Genomic DNA, 22,602 nt, shown 5'->3' on the forward strand with positions numbered 1-22,602 from the left:
CGCATCATGACAGCGCTCACCCCGGTTCTGCCCGATGCGCCCCAAGGCGGCACACCAGGTAAAGGATCGACGACGGCGGCACGCAAGTCCTTGCGTTTCTCCAACGGAAAGCGCGGACTGGAGCCCTGGCTCTACCTTGCCCCGGCCTTCATCGTCCTGATCGCACTGCTCGGCTACCCGATCTTCCAGCTGATCAACGTCTCGCTGTACGACTACCGCCAGGCGCAGGTCAGCGGCAAGGCACCCCTGAACTTCGTGGGCTTGGAGAACTACCAAAAGCTCTTCGCTGATCCGCAGTTCTGGACAGTCCTTGGCAACACGGTCGTCTTCGCCGCAGCCTGCGTGGTGTTCACCTTGCTGGTGGGCAGCTCGCTGGCGGTGCTGGCTACGAGGTTGCGCCCGTGGGTCCGTTCGATGCTCTTCGTGGTGTCACTCGGCGCTTGGGCTACTCCGGCGGTCACGGGCAGCGCCGTGTGGCTATTCCTGTTCGAGCCCACCCTGGGCTTGGTCAACAAGTCGCTGGTGGCCATCGGATTGACGCAGTTCGAAGGATACTCCTGGACCTACGACAAATGGTCGGCTTTCGGGCTCGTCGCCAGCGAAGTGGTGTGGTGCTCGTTCCCGTTCGTGCTGGTTACGGTCTACGCGGGAATTCAGGCAATCCCCACCGAGGTCATTGAAGCCGCCAGGATCGATGGCGCGTCCATGCCTCGCATTGCCCGCAGCATCATGCTCCCGATGCTCCGTCCCATCGTGATCGTGGTGACCATCCAATCCATCATCTGGAACTTCAAGATCTTCTCGCAGATATACATCATGACCAACGGCGGTGGCATCGCCGGCCAGAACCTGGTGCTCAACGTCTACGGCTACCAGCAGGCCTTCGCCGCGAGCCTCTATGGCCTCGGTTCGGCGCTGGGCGTGATCATGACCGCACTCCTCATGGTCATCACGCTGGTCTACCTCCGGATCCTCAAGAGAACAGGCGAAGCCCTATGACCGCCGTCGACGTTTCATCAGTCTCGCGCCGAAACACCAAAGCCGAGGCCCCGCAGAAGCTGCGCAAGCAAGGCAAGCGCCGCTTCGGCGCAGACGCCGCGGCGATTGTCATCGCGCTGATCGTTGCCTTCCCGCTGTTCTGGATGGTGCTGTCCGCTCTGAAGCCCAAAACAGCGCTCGACGCCGGTGATGCGGCGCCGTACACGCTGGAACCGTCGCTGGACTCGTTCGGGCGCGTCCTTGGTGTGAACAATTTTGCCCAGTACTTCCTGAACAGCGTGATCGTGGCTCTGGTGGTGGTGGTCCTGTCCACCATTCTGGCGTTCCTGGCTGCCGTTGCCTTGACCCGCTACAACTTCAAGATGCGGACCAAGCTGCTGGTCATCATCCTGGTCTCGCAGATGGTGCCTGTTGAAGCCCTGACGATCCCGCTGTTCTTCCTGTTGCGCAACGCCGGCGAGGCCATCCCGCTGGTAGGCCTGAACCAACTGGGCTCTCTGGTGCTGGTCCACGTCGGGTTCAGCATTCCGTTCGCCATCTGGATGCTCCGGGGCTTCGTGGCCGCTGTGCCCCTGGAAGTTGAAGAGGCCGCCCGTTTGGACGGCGCCAGCAGCTTCCGGTTTGTCCGCTCCATCCTGTTCCCCCTGGTGGCGCCGGGAGTGGTTGCATGTTCGGTGTTCTCTTTCATTTCCACGTGGAACGACTTCCTCTTCGCCAAGACCTTCATCATCTCCGCCCAAGAGAACCAGACGCTGCCCATGGCACTGCTGACGTTCTTCAAGCCCGACCAAAACGATTGGGGAGCCATCATGGCCGGCTCGGTCATCATGACCATTCCTGTGCTGATCTTCTTCGTCTCAGTCCAGCGCAAGCTCGTGTCCGGACTGGCTGGGGCGGTGAAGGGATGAGCGCGCTTCACCAGTTGGTCCCGGCGCCGTGGTCCTTCTCCGCGGGGACAGGCGAGTTGGAGCTCGACGCCGGCACTACTTTGGGTGCCGACCCCGCACTGAGCGGTCCTCGCCGCTGGCTCGCCCGGGCTTTGGGTGCGGCGACAGGTTGGGACCTGGCTCCCGCGCCGGCCAGCGGGGCGGGCATCCGCCTCCTGCTTGACCCCGCGCTGGACGCCGAGGTCTATCGCCTGGAGGTGAGTGACGCCGTCGTGATTTTCGCCGGTGGTGCCGCCGGCGCTTTCTACGGTGTGCAGACGCTTTTGCAGTTGATGGGACCGGCTGCACTGCGGCAGGCTCCCGTTGCGGCTGTTGAGGGGTGGTCGGTTCCGTGCGTTTCTGTGGAGGACAAGCCACGTTTCGGCTACCGCGGGACCATGCTGGATGTCGCGCGGCACTTCATGCCCAAGGACAACGTGCTCCGGTTCATCGAGGTGATGGCCATGCACAAACTCAACGTCCTGCACCTGCACCTTACGGACGATCAGGGCTGGCGAATCCAGATCAACCGCTATCCCAAGCTCACCGAAATCGGTGCCTGGCGCCGTGAATCGTCGCTTGGTTCCTGGCGTGCAGGCGTTTTCGATGGCCGCCCGCACGGTGGCTTCTACACTCAGGACGACCTCCGCGAGATCGTGGCCTTCGCCGCTGACCGGCACATCACAGTCATCCCGGAGATCGATGTTCCCGGCCACAGCCAAGCTGCGATTGCTGCGTACCCGGAACTGGGCGTGGGCGACGGGCCTGTGGAGGTCTGGACGCGCTGGGGCATCAACGAGACCGTCCTGGAAGTGTCCGAAACCTCGCTCGAGTTCTACCGGAACGTGCTGGACGAAGTGGTGGAGATCTTCCCCTCCCCGTGGATAAGTCTGGGCGGGGACGAAGTTCCGTTGACGCAATGGCAAGCCAGTGCCCAGGCGAAGGCAAAGTCCGCTGAGCTGGGGTTGGACGACGTTTCCGGCTTGCACAGCTGGTTCGTCGGGCAGCTTGCGCTGCATCTGCAGCGACACGGCCGGGCCACATCCGTATGGGATGAAATCGGCGACGGCGGCCTCCCGGACGGTGCGCTTGTGGCGTCTTGGCGCGGATACGAAGGCGGCATTGATGCACTCCGCAACGGTTACGACGTAGTGATGTGCCCTGAACACAAGCTTTACCTCGACCACCGTCAAGCCGATGGCGACGACGAGCCAGTACCCGTTGGTTTCGTGACCACGCTGCAGGCGGTCTACGAGTTCGAGCCACTGCCTGGCCTTGAAGACACTGACTTCCCGGGCCGTCTCTTGGGAGCCCAGGCCAATATCTGGAGCGAGCATCTGGATTCACCGCGCCGCGTCCAGTTTGCAGCGTTCCCGCGCCTCAGCGCCATCGCCGAAGTCTTCTGGTCCAAGCCGGAGACCCGGGACTACGATGAGTTCCTGACCCGACTCACAGGTGCACATCTGGCGCGACTTGAGGCCATGGGCGTGGAATACCGGCCGTTGTCCGGTCCCGCCCCCTGGCAGCAGCGGCCGGGTGTGGAGGGTTGGAAACGAGACTACGACGCCGAGCAACTCGTGAGGAACTGAGTGACTACTGAAGGCAAGGATGCCCGTAATTCCTCGGCGTCGCTTCGCAAGGCGCTGGCTTTGTTGACTGTGGTGGCCGAGGAGCCTGGCAACGGTGATGGGCTTGCGCTCGTGGAGCTTGCCCGGCTCTCCGGTCTGAACAAGAGCACGCTGTTGCGGTTGGCCGCGCCGTTGCTGGAGGAAAACCTTCTGGAGCGTGACCACGAGACGGGCAAGTTTCGTCTGGGCCATGGCTGTTTGCGGCTGGGGCAGTCATACCTTGACCGTGTGGATTTGCGGAGCGTTGCCAACGGCGAACTTCGGAGCCTCATGCGTGCCACGGAGAGCACCTGCCACCTGGTGGTGCTCTCCGGGCACGACGTTGTCTACCTGGACAAGGTGGAGGACGAGGCCACGGTCCGGATGGCCTCGCGCGTGGGCGCCACCATGCCGGCCTACTGCACAGCCGTGGGCAAAGCCATGCTCGCCTTCAGTCCGGAGGAAGTGGTGGGACCGATCCTGGCTGGAAACTTGGAACCCCTCACGGAGAAGACCATCACGGACCCGTCACTGCTCCGTGCTGATTTTGAAGCCATCCGGCGGCGCGGGTATTCCATTGATGACCGCGAGAATGAACCGGAAGTTCGCTGCGTCGCCGCACCGATCTTCGGCCACGACGATCATGTGGTTGCCGCACTCTCCGTGTCTTCGTTGTCCTCCCGGATGACTGCCAAGCGCGTCCGGGAGGTGGGGCCCATGGCGGCCGAGACCAGCCTGCGGATCTCCGCCAAGCTGGGCTCCCGCCGGGCAAGCGCGAAACTGGCGAAGCTCGCATGAGCATCAGCGCATCGGACTACTTCCGCGCCAAGCTGCAGTGCGAGATCGATGTCATGGAAGTGGCTGAGTCGAAACCTGGCTCGTTGGTTGTGGTGGATACCCGCCGCCAGTCCTCATGGGACCACGGACATATTCCTGGTGCCGTACATCTTCCGACGGCCCGGATTCCGGCTTTGGCCCCTGACCTGATCCCCGGTGATTCCCACGTGGTGGTTTACTCCTGGGGCCCAGGGTGCAACGGCAGCACGTTCGCTGCGCTGGCCTTCGCGGAACTCGGGTTTTCGGTGAAGGAAATGATCGGCGGAATCGAATATTGGATCCGAAACGGGCTTCCCGTTGAGACAGGCTCGGGGACCGTTCACAGTAAACCGGATGCGCTGGTGACAGCACACACGGCCTCAGCTGAAACGGGGAAATGATGGCGGTTTTCGTACTGATTCACGGTGGTGGTTCCACGGCGTGGGACTGGCATTTGGTGAGCCCACTGCTCGAAGCGTCCGGGCATGGCGTGGTGGCCGTCGATCTGCCCATCGAAGACAAGAACGCCGGGCTTGAGGACTATACCCGCGCAGTGACGGACGCAGTTGGCGATGCTGAGCACACCATCGTGGTGGGACATTCGCTGGGTGGCTTCACGGCGCCGTTGGTCTGCGACGAACTCCACTCCGACGGCCTGGTGTACGTCTCGGCCATGATTCCGATGCCGGGCGAGACCTTCGGCGACTGGTGGACCAACACGGGACATGACCGAGAGACCATCCCCGAGGAAGCGTTCTTCAACCTGGTCCCCGAAGATTTGGCACAGCAGGCCACAGACCGGGAGCGGGACCAGCAAGGCGCTTGGATGTCAGGTCCCTGGCCTGGCCGTCATCCAGACGTGCCCACCTTGGCGATTTTGTGCCGCGACGATCTGTTCTTTCCACCGACGTTCATGAGGCGCCAAATCAGCGACCGACTGGGAACCGAACCTGTAGAGATCCCTGGCGGTCACTACGCCACGTTGAGCAATCCGGACGCTGTTGCGGCGGTACTCACCGACTTTGCTGAACGGACCGCCAGGGAACGCTGAGGAACCAGTTAGGCAGGATCGATGTCGGTTCGCTTTGCCCTGACAACGTCCTTTGCATCGGTGACATCCGACGGCTGGGGAGCAGGCACGAACAATGCAAGGGGCGGTGCGGCGGTGCTGCAGTCCAGATCCGGAAGTGTAACGACGCTGCTGATCCGTTGTTGCCCTTGCGCGAGTTGTTCCATCCGGAACATCACGCCCGAGGCACTCAGTTCATCAGGCACGTCACCAGTTTCGGATGCCCAACGCACCAAGCAACCGTGCACCTCGGCAGTGCCGGGAACCGGGCCCGGCTGGACCTTCATAGGGAGGAAAGGATCAGGTCCTGGGAGGATGTCCGGGCGACGTTTCTGTGCGACGTCGTTCAACGGAGGCCTGGAAATGCGGACGCGGAGTTCCAGGCCAGTGGTCGCCACCAGCTCGGGAAGGGTGAAGTCCGTAATATTCTGTGCCACAGCCTGGGCCTCGAGGGATTTGCGGGCTGCAATGACCCACGGATCAGCCTCGATGGGCCCGCTCGGGGCGGATCCTTGCCATTCAACTGCCGGATAAGGGGGTGCGGGTCTCTTCTCATCCCGGCATGCCGAGAGTCCGCCGGATACGGTAACCAGCAACAGCGATGCAGCAACAGCCTTGAAATACCGCGGCCGGGATGTCCTCGCGTCGCCCATGGTCAACCACCTTTGATTGCGTTTTTTCGCCTGTCGAATCTATCACGGGATTGTCAGGGATAGGCCGGCGCGACGGCGGCATGGGCCCCAGCGCATAGGCTTGGATCATGCTGAACCTGGTCCTTGGACTTCTCTTTGCGGGGCTCTTCCTTGCCTCGTTCCAGTCGGACCGGCGCCGGCTCCGCAACGGGGTGCTCCTGCTTGTGGCGGCGTGGTTCCTCCTACAGGCCGTGCTGGAGTTCCTCATTGACCTGAACCCATGGTTCGAATGGTTGAATCTTGTGGTCTTGGTGGTCCCGGTAGTGAGCATCTTCGTGTTCGCAGGCTTCCTGATCGCCAACGGGGTCACGATGGTCCGCAAGGAGGGCCGGGGCATCACCAGCTTCCTGCCGATCGCGGTGGGACTCGCGGTGTTCCTGGCCCCGGTAATCGCGTTCCTTTTCGTGCTGAGCGGGCAGCCTGTGTTGGCCGGCGTCGCCGCTCTCGCGTTCTTCCTTTGCTCCTACTTGGGCTGCGCGTTTGTGGTTTTCCTGGGGTACGCATTGGTGTATTCCCGGATGCGTTTCAGCCCGGACCCGGCGGCCGTCATCGTCCTCGGCTCCGGCCTGATCAATGGCAAAGTCCCGCCGTTGCTCGCCGCACGCTTGAACAAGGCCCTGGAAATTTACGACGGCGGCACTCCGGCCAAACCGGTCTTGGTACCTTCCGGGGGCCAGGGCCCTGATGAACCGCGGCCGGAGTCCACTGCGATGAAGGAGTACTTGGTGGCAAAGGGTGCGGCGGCCACGGATGTGTTGGAGGAGAACCAAGCCACCACCACGCGCGAAAACCTCGCGTATTCGGTGGCGCTGCTGGCCGAGAAAGGCATCCAAGGACCCTTGCTCGTGTGCACCAACAACTATCACGTGCTGCGCGCGGCCCTACTGTCCCGCCGGCAGAAGATCAACGCCGAGGTTGTGGGTGCTCCCACCGCCAGGTACTTCGTGCCGAGCGCCTTCCTCCGGGAGTTCGTGGCCGTGATGAGGGACAACCGCCTGACCAACATCATTCTTTGCCTGCCGATGCTTGGGATTGCCCTGCTCATCACGGTCGCACTGATGAACTCGCCGGTGGTATAGCTCTTCCTAGGGCTTGGGGACCCCGGGGGTGAACGTGTGACTCCATTCCGTGACGGAGCCAGCGGTGAAGACGTACCCCGGCCGTGGTTCCGCTGTGACGGTCACAGTGCCGGAAGGCTTCCTGTAACTCCCGGCTGCGACTTCCTTGCCATCAATCAGGTATGCCGCACCCGGGACGGAGGGGATGGTGTAGCCATCCTGCCCATGACCCGGGCGGTCCGTGAAGGTGACAGCTGCCGGCGTCGCTGTTTCGTAACTCAGGCCGAAGCCCAGCGGCAACAGGATGCCGTCGCCGTCGGCTTCGGGAATATTGACTGGCAGCTTACCGCTCGGGTTGACCGCACCCGAGATGGCGCGGACAGCACCGTGGAAGTTGACCTCCTTGACCCCATAACTGTTGAGCACGGCGTCGGCACCGGGGAAGACGTTGATGTCGTAGGGATTGCGCGTGGCCACAACGATGACCGGTTTCCCCGTGGCTGCCAGTTCCGCAACCATCTGTTGCTGCGCAGCGTTGCTGGTCGCGTTGTACGAAGCGAAGACGACGGCGTCGACGTTGCTGGCCGCGGCTACTGCACGCGCGCGGTATGCCGCGGATGGCGAGGCCCCATCCTCGTAGTCTTCCGTCACCGCGAATCCCTGATCCTTAAGCATTGGTCCCGCGAGCTCCGGCCATGCTGAACCGGCACCCACCATGAGCAGCGAGCTGCCCGAAGCGAGCGGCAAGACCCCGTTCTCATTGCGCACCAAGGTGACGGCGCGGTCGGAGATCAGCTTTGCCGTGGCCAGGTTCTCTGCGCTCCCCACCAGGGTGTCCACCGCGGCGGGGTCGGCCATGGGCTGCTCGAAGACCCCCCGCTTGACCTTCCATTCAAGGATCCGTCGGACTGATTCATCGAGGCGGGACTTGGTGATCTCGCCGGACTCGACGGCGGCGCGAACCCCAGCGAACGACGCGTCCACATCCGGGGAGTTGAGGAGGATGTCAGAGCCGGCCTGGATCGCCTTGACGGCGATTTCTTCCTGAGGCCATTCGGCGGCCATTGCGGCCATGTCCAGGGCGTCTGTTGTCACCAACCCCTTGAAGCCCATCTCATCGCGAAGCAAACCGGTGAGTACCTTGTGGGACAGGGTGCCGGGCATCTCCGGGTCAATGGCCTCCACGATGATGTGTGCCGTCATGACCATGTCCACGCCGCCATCAATTGCGGCTTTGAATGGCTTCAGATGCTGGTTGAGGGTCTCGCGATCGTAGGTGACGGTGGGCAGGCCGTAGTGGGAATCCACTGAAGTGTCGCCGTGGCCGGGGAAGTGCTTGGCGGCCGCACCTACGTTGTGGGCTTGAATGCCTTCGATCTGGGCGACGCCGAGTGCACCCACCAGCGCCGGGTCCTCGCCCATGGAGCGGATTCCAATGACGGGGTTGTCAGGGTTGGAGTTGAGATCCAGGACCGGCGCGAAGTCAACGTTGATACCCATGGCGCGCATTTCAGAGCCCAGGATTTCACCTTGCGCCTTGGCAAGATTCGCGTCTGCTGTGGCGCCGAGGGCCATATTGCCCGGGAGGACTGTGGCAGGCGGTCCAATGCGGGCAACCAGACCGCCTTCCTGGTCGATGGTGACTGCCAGTGGAATGCCGTTCCCGTCCTCCCGCAGGGCCGTTTGCTGCAAGCCGTTGGATAGGCCCGCAACCTGCTGGGGGTTGGCGGTGTTTCCGGACCATGCGAAGTAGAGGACGCCTCCGAGGTTGTACTTTTCCACCACCTCCGCGGGTGTGTTGACGCCATACCGCTCTTGGTTCTTTGCTGCCATGGAGGTGTCGTCCGCGGATGAACCGTAAACGTGCGTCCAGGTCATCTGGCCGATCTTTTCGTCAAGGGTCATGCCGGCGATCATCGCCTCGATGTCAGGCGAGGCGGAGACCGTCGTCGTGCTTCCCGTGGTGGGTACGGCCGCAAGTGCCGTGCCGGCGCCGGTCATCACCCCCGCGCCCGACATCAGCAGCGCAGTGGCGGCCGCCGTCACGAGTGAAGTTCGTTTTCTTTGCATGTGAATCCCAGTCCCATCGTCCTTGTTGTGGTTGTGGTCTGCGCGCGACTAGCGCTTGCCGTTGTAGAGGAGATATTCGCGGGTGTCGCGCACGAATTGGTCCAGTTCGGACCGCCAGCTGTCCATGATCGTCTTGGCGTCAGCGCCGGCGTCGAGCTGTTCAGCAAAGCGGGCCGAGCCGCTCAGCAGGCCCATCCAGCGGCCGCCGTCGCCGCGCCAACCGAAACCGGGGTACAGGCGCTTGGCTTCAACCAGCATGTGGGTGCCCACTTCCAGGGCTTCAACGCCGGTGGCGTCGGTGATGTGAACCTGCACGCCACCGCATATGAGGCCCTGGTTCTTGGAAAGCGTTGGTTGGAAGTACGCCTCGCGGAAAGTGACGCCTGCAAGGCCCTTGCCGTTCAGGGCCTCGGCCCAGCGGTAGTCCACGTAAGGCGCGCCGATGAGTTCGAAGGGCCGGGTTGTTCCGCGCCCTTCTGACATGTTGGTGGCCTCGAACAGGGCAGTGCCGGGGTACAGGGTGGCGGTTTCGGGTGTTGGCATGTTGGGGCTTGGCAGGATCCACGACGCCCGGTTGTCCGGTCCCGTCATATCGCGGCGCCACCCCTGGACCTCCACCACCTGAAGGTCCTGGATGGGCTTGAGGCCAGCGGCCGGGAGATGAACTGCGTTGAAGTATTTGGCGAGCTCGCCCACCGTCATCCCATGCTGCAGCGCGATGCCCAACTGGCCAACGCCGGACTCGAAACCGCTCTGCAGGACCGGGCCGCGTGCCTGGCCACCGATGGGGTTCGGGCGATCCAGGACAACAAACATGGCTCCGGTCCGTGATGCCGCCTGCATTGCGCCCCACATGGTCCAGATGTAGGTGTAAAAGCGTGCCCCGACATCCTGGATGTCGAAGCAAATGGTGTCCACCCCGGACGCTTCGAAGAAGCCCACATAGTCGGCAGCGGTGGCGCCGTAGGAGTCATAGACCGTGATGCCGGTTCGCGGGTCCACGGATGTTCCTTCACTGGCGCCATCCTGGGCGGTCCCCCTGAAGCCGTGCTCGGGGCCGAAGACCGCTCCGACGTCAACGCCTTTGTCCGCCATGTCATCCACGATCGAGCGGAAGTTCGACAGGACGCCAGTGGGGTTGGTGATGACTCCCACCTTGCGTCCCGCGAAAATGCTCCACTTGTTGCTGGCGGCTACATCGGCGCCGCTGACTGGAGTTCCCGGTTTTCCGGGGCGCGTTGCTGGAGTCTGTGCCAGGGCGCTGGGGGCAAAAGGCGCAACGACGGCGGCAGCTGCCGCCAGCCCCGATGCATGGAGCAGTTTTCTACGGTCGAGTGCCATGAAGAAAGCCTTTCGAGGGGAGCGAGGAGCATGACAAATTTTGTGATTTTCCTTACAGCGACCGTATTCGCTCGCTGGCGGTGCGTCAATGACTTACCTTCTATCGCGAGGCGGGTGTAACTTAATGACAAACAGTGGGACGGTACCTTGGCCCAGGCCACCCGCCGGGGCCAACTTGCCCGGGATAGAGTCGGTCCATGTTCAAACTTGTTGCACCGGATACGTCCTTTTATCAGTCGTTCGTCGAGTCACACGGTGAGTGGGGTGGTGCTCATCAGGATGGTGCTGGCGTGTTCATGGCAGACGACATCACCAGCCCCGAAGGGTTCGCCGCTTGGGTCGGTAAGCTGCTGGACGCTGAAAACACCCCGGAGAAGGACGGCATGGTTCCGTGCACCTACCTCTGGATTACGGAGGGCTCCCGCTACGTAGGATCGATTGCTTTCCGCCATTACCTCACCCCGGCCCTCCTGAACTCGGGTGGGCACATCGGATACGGGATTCGACCCTCCGATCGCAGGAGGGGCGCGGCAACCTGGGCTTTGCGGGAATTGCTGGTCCGCTTGGCCGCGCGGGAAGAGCCGGATCGTCTTCTGTTGACCTGTGATGACGACAATGCGGCGTCCGCTAAGACAATCGAACGTTGTGGTGGGTTGCTCGAGGATGTGCGGACGGACGCTGGGCGCCTTTTTCGTCGCTACTGGATTGACGCGGGAGCGGTTGCCGCAAATTAGCTTTGCACCCGGGCTGCTGAGCTCAGTGTGGCGTGCCAAAAGGTATACGAAATCGCGCTGCTGCATGGATTGGCTTCGGCCTTCTCCCCGCAGGGCGCGAAGTCGCGCCTGGTGACCTGCTGCCTGGCGCCGCGATCCTTGCCCGGTTCACGTTCCCGTCACCAAACGCTGTTAGGCTGCCGCGCACTACCCGGCACACCAGGAGGACCGCATGACGGAGGCAACCCCAGCAACCACATCACTGGACGATTGGTGGGTCAGGGACAACCTGCGTGAAACCATCGATCACTTGGTGGACTTGGGCTACACCATCAGCGGAGGGCAGGGCGAAGACCCGGACCTCATCGATCCCGGCGGATCGGCGGTGGAGACGTGGAACGAGGACTATCCCTACGAACAGCGGATGACCCGCGACGAGTACGAGATCGAGAAGTACCGCCTGCAGATCGAGCTGTTGAAGTTCCAGTACTGGGGGCAGGACCTCGGACTGAAGCACGTCATTGTTTTCGAAGGGCGTGACGCCGCCGGCAAGGGTGGCACCATCAAGCGTTTCACCGAGCACCTGGATCCCCGCTCTGCCCGGACGGTAGCGCTCGCCAAGCCCTCTGACCGTGAGCAGGGCCAGTGGTATTTCCAGCGCTACATTCAGCACCTTCCCACTGCGGGTGAGATCGTCATGTTCGACCGCTCCTGGTACAACCGCGCCAACGTGGAACGCGTCATGGGGTTCTGCACGGACGACGAATACGACACCTTCATGGGCCAGGCGCCGGTCTTCGAGAAGATGCTGGTTGACGCCGGCATCCACGTCACCAAGTTTTGGTTCTCCGTGACCCGGCAGGAGCAGCGCACCCGCTTCGCCATCCGCCAGATCGACCCCGTCCGCAGTTGGAAGCTCTCGCCCATGGACCTGGCGTCGCTGGATCGCTGGGACGAGTACACGGACGCGAAGGAACGAACGTTCCTGCATACGGACTCCGACCACGCGCCGTGGATCACCATCAAGTCCAACGACAAGAAGCGCGCCCGGATCAACGCCATGCGCTACTTCCTGAACCAGTTCGACTATGAGGACAAGGACACCTCAGTGGTTTACGACGCCGATCCGCTCATCCTCCGCCGCGGCCGCGACGCCGTCGGCGACTAGCTTTTTCGGAAGTTGGTTACATTCTTCTCATCGCCGGACATTAACGGGGCATGAGGGTGCAGGCGGACCAAGGAGATCGAGTGGAGATGGCCAGGCAGAAGCATTTCCTGGCTGCACATGCGGCGTGCCATGACAAGGTTTACCGCTATCTCCGCCGTCGAACGGAGGGTGCGTCCACAGCCGAAGACCTCACCGCCGACGTGTTTCGCATCGCTTGGGAGAAATCCAGTCAGGACCAGGAACTGTCGGTGCTGGTGGTGTTCGGCATTGCCCGCAATGTCCTCCGAAACCACTATCGTTCAAGCCTTCGCTCCATGAACCTCACACGGCAACTGGAGAGGCAGAGAACGCACGAGCCGGGTTCGGACGCCGGCGAAGTGAGGGACGCGCTGGACCGGCTCAAGCCCGAGGAACGCGAGGTTCTTCTTTTGACGTACTGGGACGGATTCACGTCGGCCGAGGTCTCGGACCTGCTCAATGTCACCGCCACGGCCGTCAGGATGCGATTGCACCGAGCGCGGAAACAACTCAGCAATCTGCTTCGGGCGGACCACACCACAGAGGACGTGCAGCGATGAAGAGGAAAGAAGCGCCCGGAATGAAACGCCTGATGGAGGCAGACCCTGCCTTGGTGGTCACGGAAGAAGAGTTGGCCCGTAGCCGTGGGAAAAGCCTGGCTGTCCTGGCCACCGACGCCGAGCACATCAGCGTAGGTGGGTCGGTTACAGATTTCCATCAACAGCCTGACAGGCGCCGTGTGCGGTTGATGGCAGGAGTCGGGTTGGTGGCGGCGACCGCTGCAGCTGTAGTCGCCGGGGTAGTGGTGACGTCCCCCATGACGACTCCGCCGACGGAGCAAGCTGCTCCGGCGGTCACACAGGATACTGCGCCTACGGCACCGGAAACAGGCTACTCCAGCGGGCTACCGCTGCCCGAAATTACGGGCATTCAGATGCCGACGTTCGAGGCCGAGATCATCACCGGCGGCAACGGCAGCAAGGCCGCTGTTTCCAAAGGCAGAGAGTCAGACTTTCACATGGACGCCCTGAACATGGGGAAGCTTGGCCTAAACACCAGCGGGTGTTTATCCGACGTCGCCACTGAGGGCAGCCCGGGTGGACTCATTTTCCCCTTTGGGACAAGAATCACAGAGACGGGAGTGGTCTTTCCTGATGGCAAATCCTTGAATATCGGGGATGAATTCGCGTTCGGAGGAGGCCTTTCTCCGGAGCCTGAGCTGGGGGAGTGCTCCCCGGCGGGTGCGGCTTTCCTGGTTCAAAGCTGGCAGCTTATGCCGTGACCTCCTTCCTGCGCCTAGCCAACTAGGGCCAAAGGCGCGAAGTCTCGCCACAGGAGCAGACCTACTTGCTTTGTTGTCACGATTTGGTCTCATGCACGAACACGGTCTTGCCGACGCTTTGGCCGTTCCGTAGATCTGTCAGCACAGACGGTGCCGACTGGATAGGAACGACACCGGCGACATGCACCGCCACCTCTCGGGAAGCGACAAGGTCAATCGCACGCCGAAGGTAGGCTCCGACCAGTTCGGGTTTAGCCGCTGCGAGGGCGCCCAAATTGAAGCCGAGAACGCTTTTGCCGCCGAACCAGAGAGCGTTGCTGCTGAGGGCCTGGTCTCCTGCTTGGGCGGCATCTCCTATGGCCAAAAGCCTTCCTTCAAGGCGAAGCAAACCGATGCAGGTGGCTCTGCTCGGTCCGCTGACAGGGTCTGCGACTACGTCGAACTGGCCAGGGGGTTGCTTTGCGAGATCGTCGCGCAACCACACTTCGTCGTATCCCAAGTCCAGTGCGAGACGACGCTTAGCTTCGCTGCCAACAACACCGACGACGCGTCCTGCCCCCAGATATCTTGCGATTTGCCCTAACTGCGAGCCGAGTCCTCCAGCGGCAGCCTGGACCAGGACGTGCTCTCCTGCACTGAGATGTGCCACTCGTTCGAGCGTGAGGAGAGCTGTTGTTGTGTTCGACGGAACTGCGGCCGCTGTTGCCGCGTCGAGCGACTCCGGTAGGGGAGCAACCAGATGAGCATTGGTTACTGCGACCTGGCCGTAGGCTCCTCCTTCGTTGATCGTCAACGCAGCAACCTTCTGGCCCACTCCAATGCCAGTTACACCCCGGCCCAGTGCATGAATCCGCCCCGACGCTTCAATACCCGGGACCCATGGGAGTGGCAGGGAAGGGACAAGGCCTTCGGAAAAAAGTGCTTCGACGTAATTGGCGCCAGCGTACTGGACTTCGAGGGCAACTTGACCTGCCGCTGGCGTGGGTTCGGGGGAATCTCCGTACTTCAAAGCGGCGGGCCCGGCGTACTTGAAGATTTGGATTGCTTTACTCATCACATCTTCCTATGTCTGTCTTTTAATCGGTTACTGTAGCGTAACAGCTATCTGCTATAGTCAAGGAACGATAACGACGTTGAAATTCGGTTGAGGCGCAGTTTCAGGACCTCACCGACGCATTTCGCGATCGCGCACAATGCCTGAATAGATGTAATACGACTGGCCCGCAACAGAAGCGCTATCCTAAGAAAATGTCTGCCAAAGCTCGGAATCGCCAACGTCTGTCTCCCCCCCGGAAGGGTGGGGACGCCTTTTTGCAGGATCTGGAGGCGCGGCTCGGCACGTACGTCAAACAGGCGGAACAAGCCATTCTGTCCGAAAAGAGCCAAGCATTGCGTGAGTACGATCTCACCGTCGCCCAATACGCAACGCTGATGTCGCTGTACTACGTACCGGGGCAATCCGCCGCCCAACTTGCACGCGCGGCCGCAGTTACTCCCCAGACGATGGCCACGGTGCTGGCAAAGCTTGAGGCAAAGCGATTGGTTGATCGGATTCCATCTGACGTGCACAGCAAGGTGCTCATCATCACGCTCACAGCTTCTGGTGAAGCCTTGGTGCTCCGTGCAGACGAAAGTGCGCGGGGTGTGGAGCAACGGGTGCGTGACGCCTTCAGCGACGAAGAAGCCGACCTTCTGCGCAAACTTCTGCAGAAAGTCGTGAACGCAACGCGGGGGGAAGAGGAATAGGCGACCTTTCCGCCGATCTGACTGCGCGCATGGCTGAGGCTATGGCGTTTCTTCGCAGCGGACGCGTCGATGTGGCGACCTGCGCCATTGAACGCGGACGATGTGAAGAGTTGGCCCACAACCTCGTCGCGTCGGGGCCGGACGTTCAGCATGCGGATCGGCGACGTAGGAAGGACCGCTGCAGCTCGCTCGCAGCATCTTGGATGCTGCGGACTGCCGCGATGCTTTGGGCAGGATCCTCTGCTGCCGATTCGCTCCGGCGGGATGATCGGGGCCGCCCGTACCTTGCCTCGGGTGATCTACATGTCTCAGTTGCCCATGATTCGAAAACGGTGGCAGTGGCCGTGTCGCCGGGGGGCACCATCGGAATTGACCTCGAGCCCTGCTCGAGAGTGCTTACGCCAGCTCTCGTCCGGCAGTTGGAGGTTCTTCTCCCACCTGGAACCACTGATTCGATCACGGCATGGACGACGTATGAAGCTATTGCCAAGGCAATTGGACGCGGTGTGGGACTCCCCATATCCGATCTTGTTGCGACGCAGTCCCCGGCGTCATGGTGGCTTGAGGAGATGGGCTTTTTCTCTGTTTCCCATGTGGATCTCTGGAGCGGGTCCCGGATGGCTGTCGCGAGGCAGGGTGTTTCCCCGCCCATTCTGGCCATCGCAACGCCGGCGGCGGTCAAGCTAAATGACCGGAGGTAGTCCGGAGTCGATCGCCGCGGGGAATATGTGACCGGTCTTGCTACCCAGCACGCCTTGATCAACCAGGGCCTCCAGCGCTGGTGCCGGAGCCAGAGTCGGGTACCCCAGACGCTGAAACAGCGTCTTTTGGATGGCGACGACGACGTCGAGGCCAACGATGCCTGCAAGGCGTGCCGGTCCGACCGGAAACCCATATCGACGAACGTCACGGTCAATGTCACGAAGGGAGACGCCTTCTGCCGCCAAATGGAAAACTTCATTGAGATATGGAATCAGAACCCTGTTGACAAGGAATCCAGGGGAGTCGGCGACTCGAATGACTTCTTTCCCGAGCTGGGCCCCGAGCCGAAGTACCTGCGCTATGTCTTCATCGCTGGCTCCGTTCTGAATAAGTTCGACAAGTGGATTACGGTCAGCCGGGTTGAAGAAATGGAGGCCTACCAGCCTTTCCGGGAGCCGCAGGGCATCGGCAATGTCATGGACCCCAAGGCTCGACGTAGACGTCGCCAATATCGTGTCGATGCTCAAGTTGTCTTCCAGGGCTGCGACGACGATCCGCTTGACGGTTAGGTCCTCCGCGACTGCCTCCACAACTATTTCGGCTCCATCGAGCACATCCGGCGAAGAACCGATCTGAGGCAGCGTTGCGGTGTCTTCTAATTGTGAGGCGATCGCCTTGCGGAGATTCTGCCCATTGCGTGCGTCTCGAATGAGAATGCGGGTATCAATTCCCGCACGAAGTGCCGCACGCGCTATCCCCTGGCTCATGGTCCCGGCACCGATGATTCCGATGCAATCGATCCTGGATGATGAGTGACTGCCGGTCGGTTGGGGATGAAAAGACTGCGGTTCGGAATCGAAAACCTCGTACGGTATGCCGCATCCGAGGAAAAGGGCGTGTGCAATGGTGGAACGTAGAATACTCGTCTCCGCCTGGAGCTGATCCGCGGCATTGGTGAGGACAGCAATCAAACGTTTGGTTCCTGCATCGTTATCAGTCATGCCTTCCTCTCGTGTTTGGTGATGGCGGGCGAAAGAACGCTCCATGAATTCAGTTCAGCAAGCGAGCGAAGGGAGGGGCTTGGACTGACGACGCTGGCATGGGCGACAGATTTAAGCATGGGCAGATCAGACACATGATCGCCGTATGCCCAGGTCAATTGATGGGCCAACCCGTAGCTGGCGATAGGTTGTTGAACGGCACGCCGCTTCCCCTCCCCGATACATGACTGAGAGACTTCCCCTGTAAGGACTGCGTCTTGTTCGGCTAACTCCGTGCAGTAGACGCGGGTGACTCCCAGACTTTTTGCAAGCCCGGACAAGCAGGGGCGGAATGAGCCGGAAACAAAGAAAATAAGCCGTCCTGCCAGCTGGTGGAGGCGGAGTTCTTCAAGGGCGGGGCGAATGAAAAAGTCCTCGCGGTGTTGCACTTCATTGAACCAGGCCACCCCGCCCCTTTCCAGGTCCTCGAGTCGCTGTCCCGCCCAAAGCCTGTAGTAGGCACGATTGCCCTCTTCGCGGCTCAGCCCGGCAACCGACTCGTGGAATCGGTTCCACGGTGTTTCACAGTGACCAGTTACCTCATTTCTGAAGTAGTAGTCGAGAAAGGACTGCATGGACTTTATGTTGATGAGAGTCTCGTCGACGTCAAAGAATGCCGCACCATTGCCGCCCACACCCTGCAGAGCCTCGGCTCGTTCCCCGTTGCTCACGGCGTTATCAGGAGTGCCGCGTTGTGGCCACCGAACCCTGCCGATATGGACAGCACGGCCCCGGGGCGGAGGCTTCGCGGAGCGCCGGTAACCACGTCGATTCGGATATCTTTGTCGATGACTGATGTGTTGGCAGTCGGAGGAATTAGCCCGCGCGAGACGCTCATTGCAGCCACGGCCGCTTCTATGGCTCCCGCCGCTGCCAAGGGGTGACCTGTAACTCCCTTAATTGAGGTCACAGGGACATCCGCCCCGAAGAGGTGAAAAAGCGCGCGCCCTTCGGCCAGGTCATTGAGGGGTGTCGAAGTTCCGTGTGCGTTGACATGGCAGACATCGCTGATGCTGAGGCCGGCATCGCAGACCAGCGCCTGTCTAATTGCGGATTGGAGCCCTCGCCCGTCCGGTTGCGGTGCAGTGACATGGTGGCCATCTGTGCTGCTACCAAATCCGGAGACACGCCCGTAGATGTGTGCTCCGCGTGCGCGGGCATCGCTTTCACGTTCAAGAACGAGCGCTGCCGCCCCTTCAGCAGGAACAAACCCATTCCGTCCATCGTCGAAAGGTCGCGACGATTGACCGGGTGAACCGGTTTCCTTGACAGTCGCGCCCATATTCGCAAGCCCAGCAAGGGTTGTCGCGCTGAGGGCACTTTCTGAGGCACCCACCACAACTACGTCGCATTGGCGGTCGCGGAGGAGCTGGCGCCCTTGTCCGATTGCTGTGGTGCCCGAAGCGCATGCAGTGGCAACGACATGTGAGGGACCCCGGATCCCGAACTCGATGGCCAACGACCCCACGAGCATGTTCGGCATCCACATGGGAATCAGTAGTGGCGATACATGCTTGTGTCCCTTCTCGAGCATTGCAGCATTCGCCGATTCGAATGTCTCGGCCCCTCCGAGGGAGTTGCCGAAAACCAAACCAACTCTGGTGCCCTCTATGGAGGTGAAGTCGATTCCGCTGTCTGCGATGGCCTCTCTTGTGGCGACTATCGCCAGCTGAATGAATCGCGCCAGTCGCCAGACTTTTGATGAGCCAATGATCTCCCGGGCGTCAAAGTCGGGTACACGTGCAAGTGTTAGTGGGCTGCCATGATGGGGCAAGATTTCTTGTCGGGCTGCGGTACCGGAAGCTTCGAGAATGGTCGACCAATTATCTTCACGACCGATGCCCGCAGGCGTGATGAGCCCAATTCCAGTGATCGCCGCGTCAAATTGTTGGGCATCCATCAGGCGCTGGCCTTGTGCCGGGCGATTAGGACCACCGTCTCGTCGACTGTGTGGTTGGGCAGAATTTCTCCCTGCTCTATGGAAACGTGGAGGTTCTTCTGGAGGTCGAGAAGAAGCTCAACGAGTGCCAACGAGTCGAGGCCAAGCTCGTCCATGGTGGTCCCGCCGTTGCATGCTTCATCAAGGGGGACCCCGAACTTCTCGGTGAGGAGGGAAACGAGGTCCTTGCGGATGGTGGTTGTTTTAGACATGGTGACTGGCTTTCTTTGAAGTCTTATTAGAAAAAGAGGTGATGTCCGGGGCGGATATGGCGGCTGCACCCCAGGTAGCTCCGCCGCCGAATGCCGCCATTGCGAGGCGATGACCCGGAAGTATCTCTCCCCTTCGGAGCGCATCATCAAGCGCCAAAGGAATGGAGGCCCCTCCGGTATTTCCCACTCGCTCTAAATGACGAAGGACTTTTCCTGAGTTAATTTCGAGTCTTTCCGCGAGGGCGTTCAGGATTCTCACGTTGGCTTGATGGCCGACAAAATGGTCGATTAAGGACGGCGACCAATCGATGGATTCAAGCGTCTCCCGCGTGATGGATTCCATCCTGAGAATGGCGTTGAGGAAGACAGCCTGACCTTGCATCTGGAAAAAGGGATCAAGGTCAGCATTCCGCTTATCGAGATTGACTGGATTGCCGTTTGCCGTGATCAGGCTCGCCAATGCTCCATCGCTTTGAAGCCGTATGGCGTGCACTTCGCCAGGTGAACCAGCAAGTCCGGCTTCCACCACCACGGCACCTGCACCATCACCGAAGATGGCGACAGTACTACGGTCTTCGGGGTTTAGCAGGCGCGTAAAGACCTCCGCCGCGATTACAAGCGTCCGCTGGGACGTCCCTGCGAGGATCGCATCCCGAGCCGTTCGAAGCGCATAGAGGAAGCCGCTGCACACGGCGGCAACATCGAAAGCCGCTGCCGTGCCCAGGCCGAGCCTATGGGCGACTTCGGGCGCGACGGCGGGGCAGGCGCGGTCGGGGGTTGTCGTCGCAACTATTACCTGATCGATACCTGCTGGCTCGTTAAGGAGCTCCAAGGCTCTGTGGCCAGCCATAACCGCAAGGTCGGCGGTCGATTCGGTGGTTGCTATGTGGCGTTGCGCTATTCCGGTTCGTTGACGGATCCATTCATCGGACGTGTTGAGACGCCTCGCGAGCATTTCGTTGGTTTCCACGGCGATAGGCAGGGCCGATCCCGTTGCTACGATGACCGCTGCACGTTTCATGATGCAGAACCCAAGCCTCCTGTAGAGCCCGCCGTGCTGCGCAGGGTAGCCGTGCCGGGCTCCCCTAGGCGTATGGCGAGGCACGAGACTGTGAATCCGGCGCCGGCGGTGATGAAGAGTCCGATCTCGTCGGGACGATGCTCCGACCTCGCAAGAAGATCGTGAAGATTCGCCGCGGTATCGCCAGCCCCGAGGTGCCCTGTTGTGTCTCCCAGATAAACAATTTCGGCGTTGGTAAGGTCCTTGAGCGCCGGAATGTACAGCTCGTTGATGACTCTGCGACCGACACGGGGCAGAGCTATGTAGCGGATGTCCGATGACTGGGAGGTCCGCCCGGCATCTCTGAGCGCCTCATGCACGACGTATTGAAGGGCTTCGCGCAGCTTAGTAGTGAATATTTCGGGTTCAATGGCCTTCAGGTGCGTATTCTTGGTACGCCGAACGTCTATGACCCTGCCGAACTGACCGGGGTTCCAGGCGAACGGGTCTTTTCCTCGATGAAGGCCTTCTCCGTCGAGCACCGTCGTCGCCGCGGAGGCAAGAACCTTCGGATGGGTCGGCAAGTCGTCAGTGCTGAGCACAACCGCTGTCCCTCCGTCCCCGTACCAAAGAAATGAGTCGCTGTTCCACCGGTCAAAATCGCCCTCGAAAATGTCCGCGGTGGTTACAACGGCTATTGATGCATCCGGATCGCATAGCAGTCGCATCACAGCGATCTCTATAGCGGTGGCCCCGCCGTTGCACATTGTTTGGATGCCGATGGGTAGAGCCCGATCAGCTCCGACTTCCTTGGCGATGAAATGAGTGGGGGACCAGAAGTCGTGGCCTTGGTAGTGGACCCATGCATGCACGAGAAGGTTGATGTCCATGGCAGCTACTGAGCCGAAGTCCAGAGCGGTGCGGACGGCCTCGACGGCAAGCCCTGGCGCCCCGGGGGCAGTTGCTGCCGGTAGTTGATGCGCGCCGACCATCTCGGCGACCTTGTGCGATACGAGTCCCCGTTCCAGCGCTGTATCAGTCGAGACGGCTGGTGCCAGCGTTTTTCCGACGCTGACGATTGCTATGTCCAAGGAAATCTTCATGACAATTCGGCTTTGCTCGTGTCTCCGGATCGAAAACCGAAGCTCAGGACGAGACTGGCTGCCAGTTTGCCGAGTTGATGAACTTCGATATCGGTGACTGGCATCGATTCGCCCTCAAGCATCGCGCGCCGCGTAACGCGCAGAGTCGTCGGTTGGTCGAGTTCCACATACGAGTCGAATTGCCCCTCCACCCCCACAAGCACCCAGTGGTCGAAAGAAGCTTCGATGAATGTCGAATGCACCAGTTGACGCGCGGCCTCAACGAGAACCATGGCAGGGGCATGGTCCTGTGGGTGATCGAACATGCTTCGGTTGTGGAATGGTAATCGGAGGATGGTCTCGCCGCCGGTTGCAGTGCGGATGGCCGGGCAGATGACGACGTTGTCTTCACGACTTCGACCCACTTCCCGGGGCGGAGCGCCGTGCGGGTCGGAGGTCAGTGCAGCGCTGGTGGGAACTGGCGTGCCGGGTCGCCTGCGGGATCGCAGCGAGTCGTAAGTCGCCTTGCGCACGTACCGGATATCCAGGTCCAGCATCCCAATCTGATCGGAGCTGCCATCCGCAGCGGCAGCCTCTATACGGATGCGGCTCGTTCCACCTGTCAGCTCACTGCGGAAGAACCTGGCCTCCGTAAGGGAGACCTGGAGTCGAAGGTTGATCGGACCATCGTCGAAACGAGGGCGAGAAACCGCGGGAAAGTGACCTCGGCAGGATGTCAGTATGAACTGGCTGTCAAAGGAAACGCCCCACGAAATATGTGCAGCGGCCGTGGACGCTTGGCGGCATGCCTCCATGAGAGCGAGAGCGTCGACCAGCACGCGTGGTATCGACAAAGCATCGCAATAATACGAGTGACTACTCGGTAACTGTGCCGAGAACCTGCCGGCCTTACTTTCCTCAACGTCGGTGATGAAAACCTCGTGCACCTGCGACCTGTGCACGATCCGACGATCGATAGTCCGCAAGGTTCCTGTTGTTTCAGAACTTGTCATGGTGAATCCCCCTTCATATCCGTCCCGTCGTGTCCGGACGACGGTATTGATGACTGGCAGGTGCTGCCGTGTATCAATGGACTGATACTGCACAGATTATTGATACATG

23 protein-coding genes are annotated in these 22,602 nt (G+C 61.0%); 12 read left to right on the plus strand and 11 right to left on the minus strand.

The window, feature by feature from the left end; translation table 11 throughout:
- The first annotated feature begins 6 nt into the window (after positions 1–6).
- From AC0J5Z_RS02525 to AC0J5Z_RS02550, 6 genes are read left to right on the plus strand one after another with little or no spacing between them, the layout of a single operon-like run.
- A complete protein-coding gene (locus AC0J5Z_RS02525) occupies positions 7–999 on the plus strand; it encodes a carbohydrate ABC transporter permease (RefSeq protein WP_475037250.1) in 993 nt (330 codons plus the stop codon).
- Positions 996–1,907 carry a carbohydrate ABC transporter permease gene (locus AC0J5Z_RS02530; RefSeq protein WP_475037251.1) on the plus strand — a complete coding sequence of 304 codons (912 nt, stop codon included), beginning with the start codon at positions 996–998 and terminating at the stop codon, positions 1,905–1,907. Before AC0J5Z_RS02525 ends, AC0J5Z_RS02530 begins: the two co-directional genes overlap by 4 nt.
- Positions 1,904–3,514, plus strand: coding sequence for a beta-N-acetylhexosaminidase (locus AC0J5Z_RS02535; protein ID WP_475037252.1), 1,611 nt, complete (start codon positions 1,904–1,906; stop codon positions 3,512–3,514). Before AC0J5Z_RS02530 ends, AC0J5Z_RS02535 begins: the two co-directional genes overlap by 4 nt.
- The gene (locus AC0J5Z_RS02540) at positions 3,515–4,330 is read left to right on the plus strand and encodes an IclR family transcriptional regulator (protein ID WP_475037253.1); all 816 of its coding nucleotides are present in this window, start codon (positions 3,515–3,517) and stop codon (positions 4,328–4,330) included.
- A complete protein-coding gene (locus AC0J5Z_RS02545) occupies positions 4,327–4,749 on the plus strand; it encodes a rhodanese-like domain-containing protein (protein WP_475037254.1) in 423 nt (140 codons plus the stop codon). The genes AC0J5Z_RS02540 and AC0J5Z_RS02545 overlap by 4 nt, the downstream gene beginning before the upstream one ends.
- The gene (locus tag AC0J5Z_RS02550) at positions 4,749–5,399 is read left to right on the plus strand and encodes an alpha/beta fold hydrolase (protein WP_475037256.1); all 651 of its coding nucleotides are present in this window, start codon (positions 4,749–4,751) and stop codon (positions 5,397–5,399) included. Before AC0J5Z_RS02545 ends, AC0J5Z_RS02550 begins: the two co-directional genes overlap by 1 nt.
- Before the next feature lie 8 nt (positions 5,400–5,407).
- Here AC0J5Z_RS02550 and AC0J5Z_RS02555 read toward each other — a convergent pair whose 3' ends face one another.
- Entirely contained in the window at positions 5,408–6,070 is a 663-nt protein-coding gene (locus AC0J5Z_RS02555; RefSeq protein ID WP_475037257.1) for a hypothetical protein, read from the minus strand.
- Positions 6,071–6,177: 107 nt separating this feature from the next.
- Between AC0J5Z_RS02555 and AC0J5Z_RS02560 the strand changes: the two genes are divergently transcribed.
- Positions 6,178–7,188: a YdcF family protein gene (locus AC0J5Z_RS02560; RefSeq protein ID WP_475037258.1), complete on the plus strand. Its 1,011-nt coding sequence runs from the start codon at positions 6,178–6,180 to the stop codon at positions 7,186–7,188.
- A gap of 6 nt (positions 7,189–7,194) precedes the next feature.
- Here AC0J5Z_RS02560 and AC0J5Z_RS02565 read toward each other — a convergent pair whose 3' ends face one another.
- Positions 7,195–9,237 carry a glycoside hydrolase family 3 protein gene (locus AC0J5Z_RS02565; RefSeq protein WP_475037260.1) on the minus strand — a complete coding sequence of 681 codons (2,043 nt, stop codon included), beginning with the start codon at positions 9,235–9,237 and terminating at the stop codon, positions 7,195–7,197.
- Between the two features lie 48 nt (positions 9,238–9,285).
- Complete coding sequence (locus AC0J5Z_RS02570) at positions 9,286–10,578, minus strand: exo-beta-N-acetylmuramidase NamZ family protein (RefSeq protein WP_475037261.1); 1,293 nt, start codon at positions 10,576–10,578, stop codon at positions 9,286–9,288.
- A 197-nt stretch (positions 10,579–10,775) separates the two neighbouring features.
- On the opposite strand from AC0J5Z_RS02570, the gene AC0J5Z_RS02575 reads away from it, so the two are divergent.
- The 4 genes from AC0J5Z_RS02575 (at position 10,776) to AC0J5Z_RS02590 (ending at position 13,759) form a co-directional block, all read left to right on the plus strand.
- Positions 10,776–11,312, plus strand: a complete 537-nt coding sequence (locus AC0J5Z_RS02575; protein ID WP_475037262.1) for a GNAT family N-acetyltransferase — start codon at positions 10,776–10,778, stop codon at positions 11,310–11,312.
- 211 nt (positions 11,313–11,523) lie between these two features.
- Complete coding sequence (gene ppk2 / locus AC0J5Z_RS02580; protein ID WP_475037263.1) at positions 11,524–12,459, plus strand: polyphosphate kinase 2; 936 nt, start codon at positions 11,524–11,526, stop codon at positions 12,457–12,459.
- A gap of 86 nt (positions 12,460–12,545) precedes the next feature.
- A complete protein-coding gene (locus tag AC0J5Z_RS02585) occupies positions 12,546–13,037 on the plus strand; it encodes an RNA polymerase sigma factor (RefSeq protein ID WP_475037264.1) in 492 nt (163 codons plus the stop codon).
- A gap of 20 nt (positions 13,038–13,057) precedes the next feature.
- Complete coding sequence (locus tag AC0J5Z_RS02590) at positions 13,058–13,759, plus strand: hypothetical protein (protein ID WP_475037265.1); 702 nt, start codon at positions 13,058–13,060, stop codon at positions 13,757–13,759.
- Positions 13,760–13,835: 76 nt separating this feature from the next.
- Here AC0J5Z_RS02590 and AC0J5Z_RS02595 read toward each other — a convergent pair whose 3' ends face one another.
- Positions 13,836–14,813 (minus strand): quinone oxidoreductase family protein, encoded by a 978-nt coding sequence (locus tag AC0J5Z_RS02595; protein ID WP_475037266.1) that lies wholly within the window; start codon positions 14,811–14,813, stop codon positions 13,836–13,838.
- A 194-nt stretch (positions 14,814–15,007) separates the two neighbouring features.
- Here AC0J5Z_RS02595 and AC0J5Z_RS02600 point away from each other — a divergent pair, with 194 nt between their 5' ends.
- Positions 15,008–15,505, plus strand: coding sequence for a MarR family winged helix-turn-helix transcriptional regulator (locus AC0J5Z_RS02600; protein WP_475037267.1), 498 nt, complete (start codon positions 15,008–15,010; stop codon positions 15,503–15,505).
- 683 nt (positions 15,506–16,188) lie between these two features.
- Here AC0J5Z_RS02600 and AC0J5Z_RS02605 read toward each other — a convergent pair.
- From AC0J5Z_RS02605 to AC0J5Z_RS02635, 7 genes are read right to left on the minus strand one after another with little or no spacing between them, the layout of a single operon-like run.
- Positions 16,189–17,208 (minus strand): 3-hydroxyacyl-CoA dehydrogenase family protein, encoded by a 1,020-nt coding sequence (locus tag AC0J5Z_RS02605; protein WP_475037268.1) that lies wholly within the window; start codon positions 17,206–17,208, stop codon positions 16,189–16,191.
- Positions 17,205–17,918, minus strand: a complete 714-nt coding sequence (locus AC0J5Z_RS02610) for an HAD family hydrolase (protein ID WP_475037270.1) — start codon at positions 17,916–17,918, stop codon at positions 17,205–17,207. Before AC0J5Z_RS02610 ends, AC0J5Z_RS02605 begins: the two co-directional genes overlap by 4 nt.
- Entirely contained in the window at positions 17,915–19,147 is a 1,233-nt protein-coding gene (locus AC0J5Z_RS02615; protein ID WP_475037273.1) for a beta-ketoacyl-[acyl-carrier-protein] synthase family protein, read from the minus strand. The genes AC0J5Z_RS02610 and AC0J5Z_RS02615 overlap by 4 nt, the downstream gene beginning before the upstream one ends.
- Positions 19,147–19,398: a phosphopantetheine-binding protein gene (locus AC0J5Z_RS02620; RefSeq protein ID WP_475037274.1), complete on the minus strand. Its 252-nt coding sequence runs from the start codon at positions 19,396–19,398 to the stop codon at positions 19,147–19,149. Before AC0J5Z_RS02620 ends, AC0J5Z_RS02615 begins: the two co-directional genes overlap by 1 nt.
- Positions 19,391–20,419, minus strand: a complete 1,029-nt coding sequence (locus AC0J5Z_RS02625; protein WP_475037275.1) for a beta-ketoacyl-ACP synthase 3 — start codon at positions 20,417–20,419, stop codon at positions 19,391–19,393. Before AC0J5Z_RS02625 ends, AC0J5Z_RS02620 begins: the two co-directional genes overlap by 8 nt.
- Positions 20,416–21,501 (minus strand): 3-oxoacyl-[acyl-carrier-protein] synthase III C-terminal domain-containing protein, encoded by a 1,086-nt coding sequence (locus tag AC0J5Z_RS02630; protein ID WP_475037276.1) that lies wholly within the window; start codon positions 21,499–21,501, stop codon positions 20,416–20,418. The genes AC0J5Z_RS02625 and AC0J5Z_RS02630 overlap by 4 nt, the downstream gene beginning before the upstream one ends.
- Positions 21,498–22,493 (minus strand): AfsA-related hotdog domain-containing protein, encoded by a 996-nt coding sequence (locus AC0J5Z_RS02635; RefSeq protein ID WP_475037277.1) that lies wholly within the window; start codon positions 22,491–22,493, stop codon positions 21,498–21,500. Before AC0J5Z_RS02635 ends, AC0J5Z_RS02630 begins: the two co-directional genes overlap by 4 nt.
- Positions 22,494–22,602 lie beyond the last annotated feature (109 nt).

It is taken from the genome of Paenarthrobacter sp. TRD_SC_7, assembly GCF_056156245.1.